This window comes from Ignavibacteriota bacterium (genome assembly GCA_016713565.1).
In the GTDB taxonomy this organism is placed as follows: domain Bacteria; phylum Bacteroidota; class Ignavibacteria; order Ignavibacteriales; family Melioribacteraceae.
Genome location: JADJOX010000005.1, coordinates 336,604 through 354,846, shown reverse-complemented (window position 1 = coordinate 354,846; position 18,243 = coordinate 336,604). Strand labels below are relative to the sequence as shown.

General features: G+C 27.5%; 20 protein-coding genes. 19 read left to right on the top strand and 1 reads right to left on the bottom strand.

Annotated features, from left to right (window positions below):
- Window positions 1-23 precede the first annotated feature (23 nt).
- The 18 genes from IPK06_06200 (at window position 24) to IPK06_06115 (ending at window position 16,784) form a co-directional block, all read left to right on the top strand.
- Window positions 24-281 carry a hypothetical protein gene (locus IPK06_06200; protein ID MBK7979585.1) on the top strand — a complete coding sequence of 86 codons (258 nt, stop codon included), beginning with the start codon at window positions 24-26 and terminating at the stop codon, window positions 279-281.
- A 401-nt stretch (window positions 282-682) separates the two neighbouring features.
- Window positions 683-1,123 (top strand): hypothetical protein, encoded by a 441-nt coding sequence (locus IPK06_06195; GenBank protein MBK7979584.1) that lies wholly within the window; start codon window positions 683-685, stop codon window positions 1,121-1,123.
- A 413-nt stretch (window positions 1,124-1,536) separates the two neighbouring features.
- Window positions 1,537-1,776, top strand: coding sequence for a hypothetical protein (locus IPK06_06190; protein MBK7979583.1), 240 nt, complete (start codon window positions 1,537-1,539; stop codon window positions 1,774-1,776).
- 291 nt (window positions 1,777-2,067) lie between these two features.
- Window positions 2,068-2,994, top strand: a complete 927-nt coding sequence (locus IPK06_06185) for a hypothetical protein (GenBank protein ID MBK7979582.1) — start codon at window positions 2,068-2,070, stop codon at window positions 2,992-2,994.
- Between the two features lie 342 nt (window positions 2,995-3,336).
- Window positions 3,337-3,834, top strand: coding sequence for a hypothetical protein (locus tag IPK06_06180; GenBank protein MBK7979581.1), 498 nt, complete (start codon window positions 3,337-3,339; stop codon window positions 3,832-3,834).
- A 444-nt stretch (window positions 3,835-4,278) separates the two neighbouring features.
- Window positions 4,279-6,882, top strand: a complete 2,604-nt coding sequence (locus IPK06_06175; protein MBK7979580.1) for a T9SS type A sorting domain-containing protein — start codon at window positions 4,279-4,281, stop codon at window positions 6,880-6,882.
- A gap of 326 nt (window positions 6,883-7,208) precedes the next feature.
- Complete coding sequence (locus IPK06_06170) at window positions 7,209-7,493, top strand: type II toxin-antitoxin system Phd/YefM family antitoxin (protein MBK7979579.1); 285 nt, start codon at window positions 7,209-7,211, stop codon at window positions 7,491-7,493.
- Between the two features lie 2 nt (window positions 7,494-7,495).
- Complete coding sequence (locus tag IPK06_06165; protein ID MBK7979578.1) at window positions 7,496-7,807, top strand: type II toxin-antitoxin system RelE/ParE family toxin; 312 nt, start codon at window positions 7,496-7,498, stop codon at window positions 7,805-7,807.
- Window positions 7,808-8,099: 292 nt separating this feature from the next.
- The gene (locus IPK06_06160) at window positions 8,100-8,582 is read left to right on the top strand and encodes a hypothetical protein (protein MBK7979577.1); all 483 of its coding nucleotides are present in this window, start codon (window positions 8,100-8,102) and stop codon (window positions 8,580-8,582) included.
- Between the two features lie 316 nt (window positions 8,583-8,898).
- On the top strand, window positions 8,899-10,212 hold the full coding sequence (locus IPK06_06155) for a hypothetical protein (protein ID MBK7979576.1): 1,314 nt from the start codon (window positions 8,899-8,901) through the stop codon (window positions 10,210-10,212).
- Window positions 10,213-10,504: 292 nt separating this feature from the next.
- Entirely contained in the window at window positions 10,505-11,044 is a 540-nt protein-coding gene (locus IPK06_06150) for a hypothetical protein (protein ID MBK7979575.1), read from the top strand.
- A gap of 342 nt (window positions 11,045-11,386) precedes the next feature.
- On the top strand, window positions 11,387-11,866 hold the full coding sequence (locus IPK06_06145; GenBank protein ID MBK7979574.1) for a GNAT family N-acetyltransferase: 480 nt from the start codon (window positions 11,387-11,389) through the stop codon (window positions 11,864-11,866).
- Between the two features lie 320 nt (window positions 11,867-12,186).
- Complete coding sequence (locus IPK06_06140) at window positions 12,187-12,666, top strand: hydrogenase (protein ID MBK7979573.1); 480 nt, start codon at window positions 12,187-12,189, stop codon at window positions 12,664-12,666.
- Between the two features lie 297 nt (window positions 12,667-12,963).
- A complete protein-coding gene (locus IPK06_06135) occupies window positions 12,964-13,488 on the top strand; it encodes a DinB family protein (GenBank protein MBK7979572.1) in 525 nt (174 codons plus the stop codon).
- A 259-nt stretch (window positions 13,489-13,747) separates the two neighbouring features.
- Window positions 13,748-14,233, top strand: coding sequence for a hypothetical protein (locus IPK06_06130; protein ID MBK7979571.1), 486 nt, complete (start codon window positions 13,748-13,750; stop codon window positions 14,231-14,233).
- 215 nt (window positions 14,234-14,448) lie between these two features.
- Entirely contained in the window at window positions 14,449-15,366 is a 918-nt protein-coding gene (locus tag IPK06_06125) for a hypothetical protein (protein ID MBK7979570.1), read from the top strand.
- A gap of 200 nt (window positions 15,367-15,566) precedes the next feature.
- Window positions 15,567-16,634: a T9SS type A sorting domain-containing protein gene (locus tag IPK06_06120; GenBank protein MBK7979569.1), complete on the top strand. Its 1,068-nt coding sequence runs from the start codon at window positions 15,567-15,569 to the stop codon at window positions 16,632-16,634.
- A gap of 6 nt (window positions 16,635-16,640) precedes the next feature.
- The gene (locus IPK06_06115) at window positions 16,641-16,784 is read left to right on the top strand and encodes a hypothetical protein (protein MBK7979568.1); all 144 of its coding nucleotides are present in this window, start codon (window positions 16,641-16,643) and stop codon (window positions 16,782-16,784) included.
- 268 nt (window positions 16,785-17,052) lie between these two features.
- Here IPK06_06115 and IPK06_06110 read toward each other — a convergent pair whose 3' ends face one another.
- Window positions 17,053-17,532: a hypothetical protein gene (locus tag IPK06_06110; GenBank protein MBK7979567.1), complete on the bottom strand. Its 480-nt coding sequence runs from the start codon at window positions 17,530-17,532 to the stop codon at window positions 17,053-17,055.
- A gap of 197 nt (window positions 17,533-17,729) precedes the next feature.
- On the opposite strand from IPK06_06110, the gene IPK06_06105 reads away from it, so the two are divergent.
- Window positions 17,730-18,101, top strand: a complete 372-nt coding sequence (locus IPK06_06105) for a tetratricopeptide repeat protein (protein MBK7979566.1) — start codon at window positions 17,730-17,732, stop codon at window positions 18,099-18,101.
- Window positions 18,102-18,243 lie beyond the last annotated feature (142 nt).

Genomic DNA, 18,243 nt, shown 5'->3' with positions numbered 1-18,243 from the left:
GCCGTTATGTGTTTGAGAAAAAAATGATAAAAATTATTCAAATAATACTACTTTTTGCAAATATAGTAATTATAATTTCATGTGAAAATTCAACAGAACCAGAAAATGAAAAAGATATAAATGATATTTATGAAATAGTATTAAGAGATAAATTTTTGAACAATTCATCTGGATATGATAGTAAAAATGATGAAATTATAAAAATATACTTCATTGGTTTATATGAAGAGATAGATTCAAATTATGATTTTAAAGGATTGTCTTGGACCATTTCCAAATGAATGTGAAACATATCGATTAAAAAAAGAAGGCCATATTTGGCAAATATCATACAAAAAATATCGTTGGATTACATAAACACATAACCAGCAAATCTACCCGACCGCAGAAACATGTTGGGTGAAGTTGTAAAAATTAAGTATGAAAGTATTGTTTGGCATTTAGCTGAAGGGAACAATGTTCAGAAAGTTTAGTCGCAAAGTTTGCTAAAGAAAAGTTAAACTTTGCTCCGGTAATTTTACCAATCGTTATTTAATAAAATTGTAATTATGGGCGGCGGGTAATTTGCGGTGCCGTTATACGGTAAAAAATAAAAAAATTTACTTTATTGTTTTTAATATTCATAAGTGGGAGCATTTATTCTCAAAAACCTAATTTAGGAATAAATATTGGGTTAAGTTATTTGAATGCAAATGAATACTATAATTTTTCACCACTAAATTTATATTTAAATGTTCGTCAAGAGATTCTAGAAAATACTAACATTAAGTTTAATATAGGTCTTTCATTTTATGCGGAAGAATATGGAGGACTGGATTTTAATCTATTGTTAGAAAATGAATTTTATAAAAAATTAAAAATCATTTGTGGTGTAAATGCACATCAAAATGGTGGAATATCTCATGGAACAAGCACTTACACAGAAACTTATTCAAAAGTATTTTACCATTATGTTTTAGGTCTTGGAATAAATATTACAAAACATTCAAGTTTCGATTTATCATTGATGATACCAAATAATAAGGAATTTGGTTATTCAGTTGACCATTCTAACGAAGAAAGTAAAACAAATTATAAATATTTAAATTATATATTAAAACTAGACTATGAATTTTATTTTTAATTACAAATTTAAATAACCGTATAACTAGCAAATCTACCCGACCGCAGAAACATGTCGGGTGAAATTGTAAAAATAAAGTTAGGAAGTTTTGTTTGGCTTTTAGCTGAAGGGAACAATGTTCAAAAAGTTTAGTCGCAAAGTTTGCTAAAGAAAAATTAAACTTTGCTCCGGTAAATTTACCAATCGTTATTTTGTAAAATTGTAATTAAGGGCGGCAAGTTATTTGCCAGGCCGTTAGGCATCAAAATATATTTATTATGCATATCATTTATAATAAGGTAAATGTATGAAATATTATTTTCTATGGATTATACTATTATTCGTATTTTTTTATAGTTTCATGTTCTTCTTCGCAACTTGCTTTTTATAAACTAACTGAGGGAGCATCTCCTTGGAAAATTTCAGTTGTAAAAATGTCTATTACAAATTCTTTTATCTGTAAGATAAATGATATTGAAGTTGTAGTAGAGTCTTTTGGATTATTCAGTAAAAGTTTTGAAAAAAGCGGTGTTTTTCAAGAAAGAAAAATAGTTATGAGTGGATATAAAAAAAGTTATGCAGTTTATACGGGCAATAATGAAACTAGCACAGAGACAGACTATCAAATTATTGTCTTTATTAATGGGGAAAAAGTTGAAGAGTTTGAATTTTAGATATCTATAATTCCCAATTATAAATAGATTTAAGTTGACTTAATCTTTACTAAATTTCAAATATTAAATAATAATTCAAATAAAGTAAAATGCTGCCTGACTAGCAAATCTACCCGACCCCGATGAATTGGTGAAAGTTGCTCCGCTAGTATGGGTTTTGTGTAAAATTAAATTTAGAAAGTAAATCGTGGTGTAAAAGGAAAATAAAATAAATCATTCGTTATTAAGTACAAATGTTGTTTAGTCACAGGAAATTTACTTAACCATAATAATAAATATTGGAGAGAATTTATGAAATTATATTTATTTCTTTTATCAATAATTATATTTGCAAGTTTAACAAATTGTTCTAAAGATAATTCTCCAACATTACCACCAAATGTAGAATCAAAAAAAGATTCAATAATTATTAGAATTAAATTAAATGAAATACAAAAAGATTCACTTAATACATCAGTTAACACAGCGATTAATATTTCACTTTTAGATTCAAATTACACAATAATCACTACTGATTCTGGGTTAGCACAATTAAAAATTGAAGTAGATTCTATATCTAAATATCCTTATATCATAAATATTGAAATTAATAAAACGAACTATAAGTTTATTGATACTACATTATATTTTAATTTATCATTAAAAAATAAAATCTTTTCAACTGACTTAACATTACATTTAAAGACTTATGTAATTTATTATCCACTTCATATTGGTGATTATTGGGAATATGGGGAATTTACTAGTAACTATGATGGAGTACTTAATTCTTCAAAATATTACTCATATTTTGTTGAAAAAGATACATCCATAAATAATATTGTATATAAAAAGGTTATATGTAAACATATTCCTGAAAATATAATAATAAAAATCAGTTATGAAAGAGTTGATACATTAAATGGGAAAGCATTTTTGTTAGTTGATAATAAAGAACTATTAATTGATGATTTTGATGCTACTTTAAATCAATGGAATAATTTATCAATTATTGGATTAAAGAATATAAGTAGTTCTAAAATTGCATATGTTAAGTTAAAAAACCTCGATGTAACAATAAATGGTAAAACAAAATTGTATTTTACTACGGAAAAAAATATGAATGATGAATATGAATTAACAGAAAAATGGGGATTTATGTATTATTCGTCTCAAGGATTAGGACATGATTTTGGGTGGGTATGCTTATTCGCTAAAATATGCAAATGTAAATGGTGAAGAATACGGTAATAAAGTAACGCAATAAAAATTTATTATAATTACTGAGCATTAGTTATTAATAATATGATATAATATAACAGGAAAATATATATTGTAGCAGTAGGTCTAATAAACAAATTAACTGACTTATTTGGTAGTTCCTTTGAGTTGGTAAACGCAATATTAGGAAGACAATATTAATATTATTTAAGTATAAATTGAAATTCAAGACTTAAGTACAGAAAGTAATAAATGCAATATATTAACTGCTTTGTTAATATTCCATTTCGTTAATATATAGCTTGCTTCGTGAAGTAAGTTATTTGCTTCGTCGTTATGCAATTAACAAAAGGTGAAATTATGAAAATAAAATATTTGAGGTTAACTCTAATACTATTCTTGGTTTTCACTTTAAGTTGTAACCAAAGTAATGAACCCAAAGAAGTTGATGAAGTTCGTATAGTATTTGGAAAAAGTATTGATGATATTGAAATAGGAGATAATGTTGAAAAAGTAATTTCAATACTAAGTCAACCTGATGAAGAAATATTGGGTGATTTTTTTGGCTATATGTATTTCTATAAAACCGGAAAATATTGTGGAATTACAATTACATTTAACGATAATGATGAAGTTAGAACAATTCAAGTTGATAAAACTTATACAGGTTTTTCAAAAGAAGGAATAGGGATCAATAGTAAAAGAGAAAATGTACTAATGTTGTTTGGAAATCCAAACCAAGTAATTTCTAAGGAAGATATTTATCAAATGGATGAGTACTTATTTGGTGAGAATATTCTTTTAATTTCTTATACTGAAAATAAATTAACAGCACTAGTTTTATATAAACCGATGTAATAAAATTGCATAACAAGCAAATTTATCCGACTCCCGATGAATCGGGACAAGCTGCAGAAACATGTCGAGTGAGATTGTAAAAATAAAGTTAGGTAGTTTTGTCTGGCATTTAACTGAAGGGAACAAGGTTTAGAAAGTTAAGTCGCAAAGTTTGCTAAAGATAAATTAAAAACTGCTCTTGGTAATTTTACCAATCGTTATTTAATAAAATTGTAATTATGGGCGGCGGGTAATTTGCAGTGCCGTTATGTAACAACCTAAAAATGTAGGAAATCATTATGGAAAATAATTTTGTTAAAAATTTAGTTTTTTTAATAATAATATTTATTCAAACTATGACATTTGCATCAAATGAGTTATCAGTATTAACTGATGCTGTAGGAAGTACGAAACCGGGATACATGGATAAAGTTATATTGGTAATAGAACCTCATGGAGGTTATTTTGAACAATCACTTTATATTGAGTATTCCGATCATAACATTCTCAAGTAATCAAAATATTGAAATAGTTCACAGATTTGAATTACCTGAAGGTAGTGTAATTAATGATATGTGGTTATGGATTGGCGATAGTGTAATGCAAGCAAAAATGTATGATACATGGACAGCTACTGCTATATATGACAGTATAGTAACAAATAAAAGAGATCCAGCATTATTAAAGAAAAAGGGTAACCAATATGAATTGCATGTTTACCCATTGGAATCTGGAAGTTACGGAAAAGTAAAAATAAATATGATTACACCTGTAAAATGGATTGGAGAAAATGCAATAGCGGAATTACCCATAAGAATGTTAAATGCCAATAATCTAAGTAAAAAACCACTTGAAATTTTATTTAGAGAAAAATTAGACGTTTGGGGCGAACCCAAAATTTACGAATTACCACAGCAAGAATTTACACATTTAATAGATACAGCTGGGTATAATTATAAAATAACAAATATCGAAGATATTAGTGAGTTAAATTCACTAAAAATAAGTTATTCTACAACCTTTAATGAAGGTAAATTCATTACTGGCAATGAAGATAAATCAGGGAAGTCATATTTTCAGTTAGGTATTTTGCCTGGCGATTTGTTTGATTTAACCACTGACACGACGCCAAAAAAGAATTTATATGCAATAGATTTAAGTGGAAATAAAAGTAAAAATTTAGATTACCTTTTGCCAAATATTGAAAATGTAATGAATAGTGGAATGAAGGATGGTTATGAATTTGAAGTACTTGTTTCCGGAGCTGGAAAAATTAATCAGCTAACAAATGAAATGATGAACTATTCGTCACAAAATGTTGATACAGTTTTGAACAAATTTTTTCAAAGTACTTTTGCTGATTCAATAACTTTTAATACAAAACCTAATATAATATTTGCTGATTGGGATGCCAAAAACAGTTGGAATTTCAAAGGAATTGAAGAATATGGAGATGTTAAATATTTTGATTATATAACAGATGCCATTTCATCATTTAGTAATGCTCAAGTAATTGCGGCATACCGGTATGGTTTTGATGATCCAATAAATCAAGAACAATTAAATGCGATGTTGACACCGCTAGATAGTTTTTTTGTTAAAGGTGGTAGATTAGTTACGTATTTTGATTATAACCGAAATGATGGTGAGTTACTAGCTCGACATTATATACCTAGCTTAAGTTCCAACCATTTCCAAGCAACTGCTCAAACAATTTATCGGAATGACGATGGAAATATTGGTAAAAGTTTTCCTGAAGAATTTGACCATAATTTTGTTGGCATATTGAGTTACAATGATCCAGATGTTAAGATTGAAGTAATGACAGCAAATGGAGATCCAGTTATAATTTCAAAAAAAATAAGAAATGGTTTACTTGTTGTTATTGACATCTGGCAAATTAAAGATGATGGAGCAATGAAATCAATTGTTTCACCTCCTTTACTTGGATTGAATAAAACTTCTAGTAATCTTTTGTTACCTGAGTTATTACAGTATATATCGCAACTTCAAAATAGTAGCTCATTTGATAATTGTATTCTTTTTAGTAATTCCGATTCAATTATCACAGAAAATACAGCAACTAGTTTTGTAAGTGAATATTTATTTTCTTTTTCAAATGTCCCAAAATTTAATACAATTAATCTTTTAGATGGGTCAGATATCAATCCACCTTCTATTTCAGTAAATAATGAATTATTCTATGGTAGTGGTTATTTACTAAATCTTTTATCTTCTAATACGGGAGGTTTACATTTTGAAACATATAAAAATGACTGGGATTATATAACATCTCTTTCTAATTATGCATCTAATCCATTAATAAGGAATCTTGACATGCAAATAATAGTTGACGATGGTTCTTCTGATATAATCGCAAGTAGAGAAGTAAATCCAATAAAAAATGATCCGAATAAGCCTTTGTTTTTTATTGGAGAGACAGATGGTCAAAATAAAATCAACTTTAATATTACTGCAACATTTTATGGACTTCAAAATCCAGTTGAGAAAAATATAGAATTTTTATTTCCACATGATACTACAAAATATGAAACCTTAATTCCATCGCTTTTGGCAAATGAACAATTAAATGATTTATTTAATGAGAGTATTTTAGATACAGCTAAAATAGTCAATTTAGCAATTGCACATAATTTGTTAACAGATTTTACTGCATTACTTGCCTTAGAACCAAATGATACAATTCATTTCTTAAGAAATCCTTATGATGAAAGTAATTTAACTGTAGTCGAGGAAAATAAAGATGAAATTTCTGATTCATCAAGGATTGATATTTATCCAAATCCATTTAATAGTCAAGTTCAGATAAAATTATATGTAAAGAACACATCCAAATTAAATTTAACTATTTATAATATTCTTGGTCAGAAAATTATCAGTATAGTAAATAATGAAATTATTGACGATTCTTATTCATATACTTGGTATGGCCAAAACTCTTTTGGATCTTCTGTAAGTACGGGTCTTTATCTACTTAGAGCTGAAGTTACTGAGACCGATTCAAATAAAAAGGAAATAATAACAAAGAAGTTATTATATCTAAAGTAAAAGAATGTTACATAACTAACAAATCAACTTGACCGCCGTTCCGGTTCGGCGAAATTTGTAAATAGAAAAGTTTGAAATCCAATTTAAGTTTTTTGTTAAAAGGGAACAATGTTCAAAAAGTTTAGTCGCAAAGTTTTCTAAAGAAAAGTTAAACTTTGCTCCAATAATTTTAACCAATCCCAAAGGGACAGGTCGTTATTTAATAAAATTGTTTTATTAGGAGGCGGGTAATTTGCGAAGCCGTTATGTGTTAAGAAAATAAATTGATTAAGTCAAAATATAGAGTTAAATTAAAATCATAATTTAGACTTAATGAAAGGCAGAAAATGAAAAATATTTCAGTTTCAAATGATATAATTCCAGTTGGTGAATTTAAATCGAGTTTAGCAAAATATTTAAAGGATTTGAAAGTTAGAAAAAGTTCGTTAATTATAACTCAAAATGGTAAACCAGCGGGAGTATTAGTTTCACCAAAAGAATTTGACGAATTAAGAGAAACAAAATTGTTTATTGATTCAATTTCGAGAGGTTTAGCAGATTCCGAAAAAGGAGATATTTTAACAACTTCTCAACTAAAAACCGAATTGAAAAAACGAAGAATTGTAAAGTAAGAATGAAAGTAAATTGGACAAAAGAATCACTTCACAATATTCAAGAAATTGAAGATTACATTTCGCAAGATAATCCTATCGCAGCAATAAAATTAATTGATAAATTAATTTCTTTAGTTGAAGATTTAGTTGAGTTTCCGGAAAAAGGAAGGGTAGTTCCAGAATTATCAATAAGTCACATTAGAGAAATATTGTATAAAAATTATAGAGTTGTCTATTTAATAAAGAAAAACACAATAGATATTTTAACTGTTTTTGAAGGACACAAATTATTAGACAAAGAAAATTTATCAGATCAAATAAAAAATAATTAACACATAACCAGCAAATTTACACGACTCCCGATGAATCGGGACAAGCTGCAGAAACATGTCGGGTGAAATTGTAAAAATCAAGTATGAAAGATTTGTTTGGCATTTGGCTGAAAGGAACAAGGTTTAGAAAGTTAAGTCGCAAAGTTTGCTAAAGAAAAGTTAAACTTTGCTCAAGTAATTTTAACAATCCCAAAGGGACAGGTCGTTATTTAATAAAATTATTATATGGGCGGCGGGTAATTTGCGGTGCCGTTATGCAATTAACAAAAGGTGAAATTATGAAAATAAATATTTGAGGTTAACTCTAATACTATTCTTGGTTTTTACTTTAAGTTGTAACCAAAGTAATGAACCCAAAGAAGTTGATGAAGTTCGTATAGTATTTGGAAAAAGTATTGATAATATTGAAATAGGAGATAATGTTGAAAAAGTAATTTCAATACTAAGTCAACCAGATGAAGAAATTTTGGGCGATTTTGTTGGCTATATGTATTTCTATAAAACCGGAAAATATTGTGGAATTACAATTACATTTAACGATAGTGATGAAGTTAGAACAATTCAAGTTGATAAAACTTATACGGGTTTTTCAAAAGAAGGAATAGGGATCAATAGTAAAAGAGAAAATGTACTAATGTTGTTTGGAAATCCAAACCAAGTAATTTCTAAGGAAGATATTTATCAAATGGATGAGTACTTATTTGGTGAGAATATTCTTTTAATTTCTTATACTGAAAGCAAATTAACAGCACTAGTTTTATATAAACCGATGTAATAAAATTGCATAACCAGCAAATCTACCCGACTCCCGATGAATCGGGACAAGCTGCATAAACATGTCGGGTTAATTTGTAAAAATAAAGTTAGGAAGTATTGTTTGGCTTTTAGCTGAAGGGAACATGGTTTAAAAAGTTTAGTCGCAAAGTATGCTAAAGAAAAGTTAAACTTTGCTCCGGTAATTTTACCAATCCCAAAGGGACAGGTCGTTGTTTAATAAAATCGTAATTTTAGGCGTCATGTAATTTGCGGTGCCGTTATAAGCTTAATTTTTTAATTAAGATTCTAATTCAAAAGAAAGGTAAACTATTAATTTGAACTTATTCAAAACAAAAATTCTGAAAAAAATTGTATTGGTTTTAACTATACTAACTTTATTATCAAAATATACTGAAGCTGGTTCAAAAAACAGTCACTTAGATGTTCGGAGCTACTACTTAACAATTGAACCAAGTATTACTGAAGGAATTATAAATGGTTCTGTTAAAATCAATTTTCTGGTAAATTGCGATGCAGATTCTGTAATCTTTAATTCCGGTGATCTGGAAATTACTAATGTAAGCGGTGAACACGTGGTAGGCTTTAAGAAAATTAATAATGACTTAATTGTTTACCTTTCGAAAAGAGATAGTTTGAAAAATGAAATAGCTATTGATTACAATGGACATCCTAAGAAAGGGCTTATTTTCGATCATGAACATAATCAAGCCTATACAATATTTTTTACTAGTCATTGGATGATTTGTAATGATTCCCCTGAAGACAAAGCGTTATTCCATCTCAATATAACGGTTCCATTTGATAAAACTTGTATTGCAAGTGGAGTTATGGTAAATAAGAATCAGCAGAATGATAAGATTACATATATTTTCCAACAAAATACTGAGGCTCCAAGCTACACTTATGGATTTGTGATTGGTAAATATAACAAGGCTGAAAAAAAGCATGGTAAGGTCTTACTAAAATACTATTCTCAAAATTACTCTTCTGATGAGCTTATGACTGTTTTTCAAGAAACCCAAAACATGATTTCTTTTTTTGAAGAAAAATCAGGAGTAGAATATTTTCAATCTACATATTCTCAAATACTCACGGGCAACAACTTTCAGGAAATGTCTGGGTATTCAATATTGAAAGATAATTATGGAAAAATGGTTTTGCAGGATAGTACCGAGACAAATCTAATTTCGCATGAACTGGCTCATCAATGGTGGGGTAATCAAATAACATGTAAAAGTTTTAATCATTTTTGGCTTAACGAAGGAATGGCAACCTTTATGTCAGCGGCATATAATGAATATCGTTTTGGGAAGAAAGTGTATCTATCCAATATAGAGTCATATTACAAAGTATATGAAGGGATAAAAGAACAAGGTAATGATAGATCTCTAGTTTTCGAGGATTGGTTAAATCCATCAAAAGATGACAGGAACTTAGTTTACTTTAAAGGAGCATATTTTCTACATTTGTTAAAAGAAAAATTAGGCGATGAAGCATTCTGGAAAGCAATTCGTTTTTACAGTAAAAAGTATTGTGGAAAATCTGTTGAAACAGCTGATTTCCAAAAAGCTTTTGAGGAATCATCAAGTATAAATTTAGAAGAGTTTTTCAATAAATGGATTTATTAAAAAATTATATCTGACTATAAAGAAAGACACAAAAAGTCGCTTATAACTAACAAATCTCCAAGGGAGTCCTTCGGACAACTTGACCGCTGAGGACGTTCGGGTGAAATTGTAAAAATAAATTAGGAAGTATTGTTAGTCATTTGACTAAAGGGAACTGAGTTAAGAAAGGGAAATCGCAAAGTTTACTAAAGAAAAGTTAAACATTGTTCAACAATTCGTTATTAAATAAATTACTTGTTTTGGGCGGCGGGCTATTGGAAACATCGTTATATGCTTAAAGGAGTACAATAAAATGAAATACATTTTGATTTTTATTTTCGCAACGATATTTATTTCTTGCCAGGAATCGGAAATAGTATATGATTATCCTGATGGTATTCATAAGCCTGATAACATTATTGAAAGTAATGGTTGTGGAAACATTTTTGTTTATCAATTCCTGGATAGTTTAAAAGCATTAACAGTCTCAATAAATTCAAATGAATATAGTTTAACAAAGAAACGACAAGACATTGATTTAGATATTTCAAACCCTAATGTATCCGTTGTTTTAGAAATATCACCAAATAATCCGGATAGTATTTACTTCAATTTCTGTAATGATATTGCGTATCCAAATCACGGAACAACAATAAAATATAAAGCTACTTCCGGTAAACTATCATTTTCTGTATCTGAAGATAATCCTATTAAAGAACCAGCATGGGAAACATTTTATTACATAACAGTTAGGATTATAGATTTGCATTTATTAAATCAAGCAACTAATGAAGAAATTATCATAGATGATGCTATATTTTGGAATGTTGAAGTTGGTTGGTTGGCTGGATAAAAATATTTACAAAGACATTTAAAAAATTAAAGTCGCATATAACAAGCGGTTCAAGCAGACTGCTTTTTTCGCATTCAACTTTTTACAAGTTTATATGCTTGTCGTTCGGTATCGGCTAAGTTGTTCAAAGTGTTCTAATAAAAAAAAAATTTGATAATTATCGGTTTTTCAGTGCTGCATTCTTGTTCGGGCAGCAGCTTAACCGCAACGCCGTTATATGCTAAGCAAATATTATAAATTTTGAAAGAATATTTGTAGTTTAGAGTAAATAAAATGATTGTAAAATAATTATAAAAAGATAAAATTTAAAAATTTTGTTATCGAAAATAGAATGAGAAAATTATGAATGTTAATGAAATAAATATTCGAAAAACAGAAGTTAATGATTTAGAGATTTTATTTGAATTTCAACTTGATAAAGAAGCAAATCAATTAGCTGCTTTTACATCGAAAGATCTGACTGACAAATCAGTATATTTAATGAAATATGCAAAATTACTGAGTGATCCAACTATAAATAACCAAACAATTATAGTAGACAATAATATAGTAGGAAGTATTGCAAAGTTTGTAATGGAAGGTGATGCTGAAGTAACATATTGGATAGATAAAAAATATTGGGGAAAGGGAATTGCAACAAAAGCACTAAAATATTTTCTAACGATTGAAAATACCAGACCAATTTATGGAAGAGTTGCTTTTGACAATTTTGGTTCACAAAAAGTATTGGAGAGATGTGGCTTTGAAAGAGTTGGTGAAGATAAAGGTTTTGCAAATGCAAGACAAAAGGAAATTGTAGAATTTATTTACATGTTAGATTAGAAATATAAATTTGAAAAAAAGAATTAGTTAAAAAAGAGCATAACTGGAAAATCAAATAACCGCAGAAACATTTCGGGTGAATTTGTAAATATTTGGATTGTAAGTTTTGTTTGGTATTAAGCTGAAGCGAACAATATTCAAAAAGGTAAGTCGCAAAGTTTGTTGAAGAAAAGTTAAACTTTGTTCCGGTAAATTTACCAAGCACAATGGGACAGATCGTTATTATGTAAAATATTTATTTGAGGTGTTAAGTTATTTGCAACGCAGTTATACGTAAAAAATATTTTGTTGAAAAACCCATAAGTATTCAGTAATATTAAATTGAAATCCACAAAAAAGGAATACTGAAATTGAATATTAATGCCGAAACTGAATTTAGTAGAAAATTAATCCAATATGGAGTAATATTATTTTTTCTAGGATTAATTACTGGATTTATAATCCCGATATTAGAAAATCCCAGAATGGCTTTATCAAGTCATCTTGAAGCCACAATGAACGGAATGTTATTAATTATTTTTGGATTAATTTGGCCAAAATTAAACCTAACAAATAAATTATTAAAAATATGTTTTAGACTTGCAATATTTGGAACATTTACAAATTGGATTACAACACTGTTTGCAAGCATATGGGGAGCTGGGTCTGAAATGATGCCAATTGCTGGCGGAAACTTACAAGGAACAACTTTGCAAGAAATTATTATTAAGATTGGATTAATATCATTATCAATCTCAATGTTAGCAGTTTGTTTAATACTTTTATGGGGGCTTAGAGATAAATATCAAAAGGCAAATTAAATTATTCTATCAAAGAATTTCAATAATATATTTGCGTATAACTAATAAATCAAAGTGACAGTAGTACTTGCTCAGCGAAAATTTGTAAAAAGAAAGTCTGAAAGTTTTATTTAAGTTTTTTGTTCAAGTGAAATGCAATTCATAAAATGAAGCCGCAGTATTTACCAAAATAAAAACTGTTCTTTATAAAAATCATTCGTTATTTAATAAAATTGGTTTTTTATGGCGGCAGCTTAGGTAATAAAATTATAAGATTTAATTTAATAATATATAAAACTTAATAATATTTAGAATAAAATGAAGAAAAATAAAATAAATCCAATGCCAGAATATTTTGATAGATATATCAATTTAGTTGACGATATTGAGTTGGACCAAGCTTTTGAAAAAAGCATAGAGCAGTTAAGAAAATTAGATATTAATCAACTATCTCAACTAAAAGGGAAAAGATATTTACCAGACAAATGGACAGTAAATGATATTTTTCAACACATAATTGATGTTGAGAGAATATTATGTGTAGGTGTATTAAGATTTGCTAGAAATGAAAGTAAATATGTAATATCTTTCGATGAGGATGAACTTTCAAAAAATGCAAAAGCAGAAAAAAAAATAATTATAGATTTGATTGACGAATTAATTATTGTTAGAAAATCAACAATATCACTATATAAAAGTTTTGATTATTCTGATTATTTCAAGACTGGCATCAATTGGAAACATGAAATAAGTATTTTGGCTATGGGGTTCAATATAATTGGACATCAAATTCATCATATTAATTTTATTGAAAATAAATACTATCCGTTAATCCAGTATTAATAATGTAAATAGAATATTATTAATGGCATATATCAAGCAAATCTAAACTACTCCCGATGAATTGGTGCAAGCTGCTCCGCTAGTATGGGTTTTGTGTAAAATTAAATTTAGAAAGTAAATCGTGGTTGCAAATGGAAAATTAAAAACTGTTTAGGTAATTTTACCATTCCCAAAGTGACATGTCGTTATTTAATATAATTGTTATTTTAGGCTACGGGTTAGTTGCATCGCTATTATGCAATTAAAAAGGGTTGAAATCATGAAAATAAAACATTTGGGATTAACTATAATACTATTTATGGTTATCACTTTAAGTTGTAACCAAAGTAATGAACTGAATTTAGATAACAATTTTAATTTTATTAAAATAAATTATATTAGCGCAATTGGCTTCTCTGATTTAATGCCTGCTATACCACCAGATCCGATTAATTTATCTGCTGAATTTGAATTTTATAATCAAAGCGAAAGTAAAACAATAGAAGGATTTAATGTTTTAGAATCTTATGTACTAAATGCAAAAGACGATAGTATTATTGGTAAAATTGAAACATATCCATATCCTGAAATAATATTAACATCTGGTGAAAAGAAAATTATTACTTTTTATAAGAAAAGGAGCAATGCAAAATTATTTGAAGTTCCGTGTAACGAATCTGTTTATTTAAAAATAATAGTTATGGATAAATATGGAAATTCTAAAGAGCTTTTAACAGATGATTTTGTTTACACATGTACATATTAAATATTGCATAGCCAATAAATCAACCAACTATTGTTTTACTTAGCCGAAAGTTGAAAAATAAAGTTGAATAATTTAATAAAATATTTTTAATAAACATTCGTAATATGTTCACAAAGAAATTAGTTTAATTAATATCTTAGATAGTAATAATTTATATTGCTGTTTGGGGCAGCAAGTTATTTGCCAATTCGTCATAAAACTAAATAAGTAAATAAATGATAATAAAAAATGGAATTGTCGCTAGGCTAATAATATTTTTCTTTTTTATTCTATCAAATATTCTCAGCCAACAAAAGGAAGATCATAATTCTAACTATTATAAAATAAGCAAGGTCAGGATTTATTATGAAGGTAATAATAATTTGATTTCATTAAATAACACTGGAATGTTGATTGATAGTTATATAATCAGAGACAATTATTTGGAAACATATTTAAATAGTAAACAATTAAATATCCTTAATAAAAGTAATTATAAATATGAAATATTAATTAATGATATGACTAAATATTTCTTAGAACAGAATTCGAAATATTTTCAAAAAAATTTGCTTAATAAAAAAAATAACAATTCTTCTTTTAAATATGGTAGTATGGGAGGGTATTATACTTATACAGAAACGGTAAGTCAATTAGATACAATGTTCCATCTTTTTTCTAATATAATTACTAAAAAATATTCAATTGGAAAATCTATTGAAGGACATGATATTTGGGCAGTTAAAATTTCAGATAATCCAAATATTGAAGAAAATGAACCTCAAGTTTTATATAATTCTTTGATTCATGCGCGTGAGCCAATGGGGATGATGAGTTTAGTTTATTTTATGTATTACTTATTGGAAAATTATAATAGTAATAATGAAGTAACTTATTTGGTAAATAATAGAGAATTATACTTTGTCTTGGTATTAAATCCGGATGGTTATGTGTTCAACGAACAGATGAGTCCCAATGGAGGTGGGTTTTGGAGAAAAAATAGAAGAAACAATAGTGAATATGAATATGGCGTTGATTTAAATCGAAATTATGGATTCCAATGGGGATATGACAATATTGGATCAAGTCCTGACTCCAGTTCTGAAATATACAGAGGAAAAATCCTTTCTCTGAACCAGAGACTCAAGCAATGAGAGATTTTTGTATTGAACATAACTTTTTAATAACAATTAACAATCACGCATATGGAAATTATGTTATTCCACCTTGGGGTTATGAAGATATAGCCACACAGGATTCCAGTGTTTTTGAAAATCTTATAAAAATTGCAAATACTCAAAATAACTATGTAAAAGGTCGACCATATACCACAAATGGAGATGCATTAGATTGGATGTATGGTGAACAACAGATTAAAAATAAAATTTTTGCTCTAACTCCGGAAATTGGACACTCTTTTTGGCCTACATTAAATGAAATTATTCCTATAGCAAAAGAGAATCTATATTCCAATTTAGTATATGCTTGGGGACCCGGAATTATTGAAGATTTACCTTTTCCACCTACAGTTAAAATTGATAAAAAATATCTAAATCCAATTAATGATTCACTCAATATTTTTGTAAACAATCTAAATATGGATAATCCAGCGTTCAATGCATATGCACAGATTGTAAATGATAATGACTCAGTAATAAATGAAATTGAATTAACAAAAATAGATTCATTCACTTATAGCTGGTTACTAAATCTTGAAAATGAAGAATTTTATAATTTAAGAATTAAGCAGCAAGGAACTGATATTCCATATAATCTATATTCTAAAAATTCCAAAATTACAACGGCTGGACCGCTTGTTATTGAAAATATTTCAATAACTACGGACGGATTAGGATGGGCAACTATAAAACCGATTATTAAAAATATGGGAAAAGTAAAAGAAGTAAAAAATGTTTCAATTAGTATTGTAACTAAAGATTCAATTATCATTGAAAGCTATCCTAAAAATTTACTTTTATATGATATTAAAGCTGGTGCTATAAGTAATTTAGATAAAGTATTTACCATCAATTACGACATAAATAAATTCAAAGATATATTTAATTTGAAATTTGAAATAAGTTCTAATGATATTGTATATTGGATTGACTCTAGTGAAACAATAATTACAGGAAATGTTAATAATGAAATTAATCAAATATCATTTAATTTAGAGCAAAATTATCCAAATCCTTTTAATCCAACAACAATTATAAATTATTCAATACCATTTAGTAACATGGTGAAGTTAAGTGTGTATGATTTATTAGGAAGAGAAGTTAAAATTTTAGTGAATAAATATCAAAGCAAAGGAAATTATGATGTAATATTTGATGCATCAAATTTTTCAAGTGGAATATATATTTATAAATTAGTAATGGGCAGGTTTATAATGACTAAAAAGATGATATTTATTAAGTGAAAAAAGTTGGATAACAAACTAACTTATCCGACTTCCGATAAATCGGAGCAAGATATTTCTCTCGGTTTGGTAAAAGTTGTAAAAATAAAATTAAAGCTTTCGTTTTGGCTTTTTGATGTGGGAAAACGAGTTCAGAAAATTAAGTCGTAGTTTTCTCAAAGGAAACTCTTCGGGGTTGCTAAAGGGAAATTAAAACTGCTCTATAAATAAATCAATTGTCATGAAGTTAAATTATTGTTTTGCACCGCTGGTAATTTGAGCCGCCGTTATACGCTAAAAATATTTGGTGAAAAACTCGGCATTTTAATTAAAAATTAAAATAATTTTCGATTTTTAACTTTTCTTACATAATGAAATATTTTCAATATGTATAATTGGTAAGTGTGCTAATATTTTCAGAAAACTTACAAAGATGAAATTAAATTTCAGATTTCATTGGATAAAAATGAAATCCCAAATAAGCAATCTTCCATTTACCATTAACCTTTTCTAAAATTCTTGTTGATAGTGCTTTACCAAGTAACTTTCGAGTATCCTTTTCGTATGAATACTCCTCAAAAGTATACCAAGCCATTTCATTTGAAATTCTAAAATTCTCATTAACTCTTTCTTCAATAGATCCTTGCCATAAAGTTTCATTGGATTCAAACTGTTTCTTTTTTTCAACAGCTAATGAATCAAATCCGTTATAACATACAACTTTTTCTGGGTAGCCCTCCCAATAACCAAATTTACGAAATGCCGGTGATTGTAAGTAAGTGCTTTTCCATGCATCAAAATCTTGCTTATAATATGATTCAGTTTCCTTTGCAATTACTTCTTGGATAGCAGCTTTTTCCTTTTCAAAATCAACTTCAAGTTTTTCTTTAGATTGTTCAGTACATTTTATTGTTAACATATATATTATAAATACAAAAATTACCCTACTAAAATGTTATGAGCACAAAGTTAAATATATTATCAATTTTTACAAAGAAAATTTTTATTAATTTTTATTATTTTTAATATGGATATTTATTAAGCTTTTAGATAATTTTTTATGTATTTTATAAAAAAAAATAAAGAGATATTATTAAAGCGTATTAATATTAATTAATGGATAATAAAATTAAACAGAATTGCCGATTTCTCTTATTTTTTACATTTTTCGTTTTCGTATTTCCCTTCTCTATTAGTTATAGTTCTGAAAAAAATAATGATTCAACTTACGTAAATTCCATTTATAATGAAGCATGGGAATTAGCGCCAACTGATTTTGAAAAATGTATAACTTTATCTAATTCCGCAATAAATATTTCAAGAAAAATTGGCTGGATTAAAGGTGAAGTAAATTCCCTTAATTTACTTGGAGAAGCTTATAGGTTCAAAGGACTCATTCAAGAATCGATTGAATTTCACCTTAAAGCGCTTGAATTAAGTAAAAAAATAATTATAGTTATGGCATTGCAGAATCTCACAGTAAATTAGGCGTTTCATATTTTCATATTTCAGATTTTCCTAATGCATATAAAAATTTTGATATTTCGTACAAGCAATTTGAAAAACTTAATGATAAAAGAGGAATTCGTAATTGTTTAAATTTTTTAGGAATTCTAAAAACAACTATTGG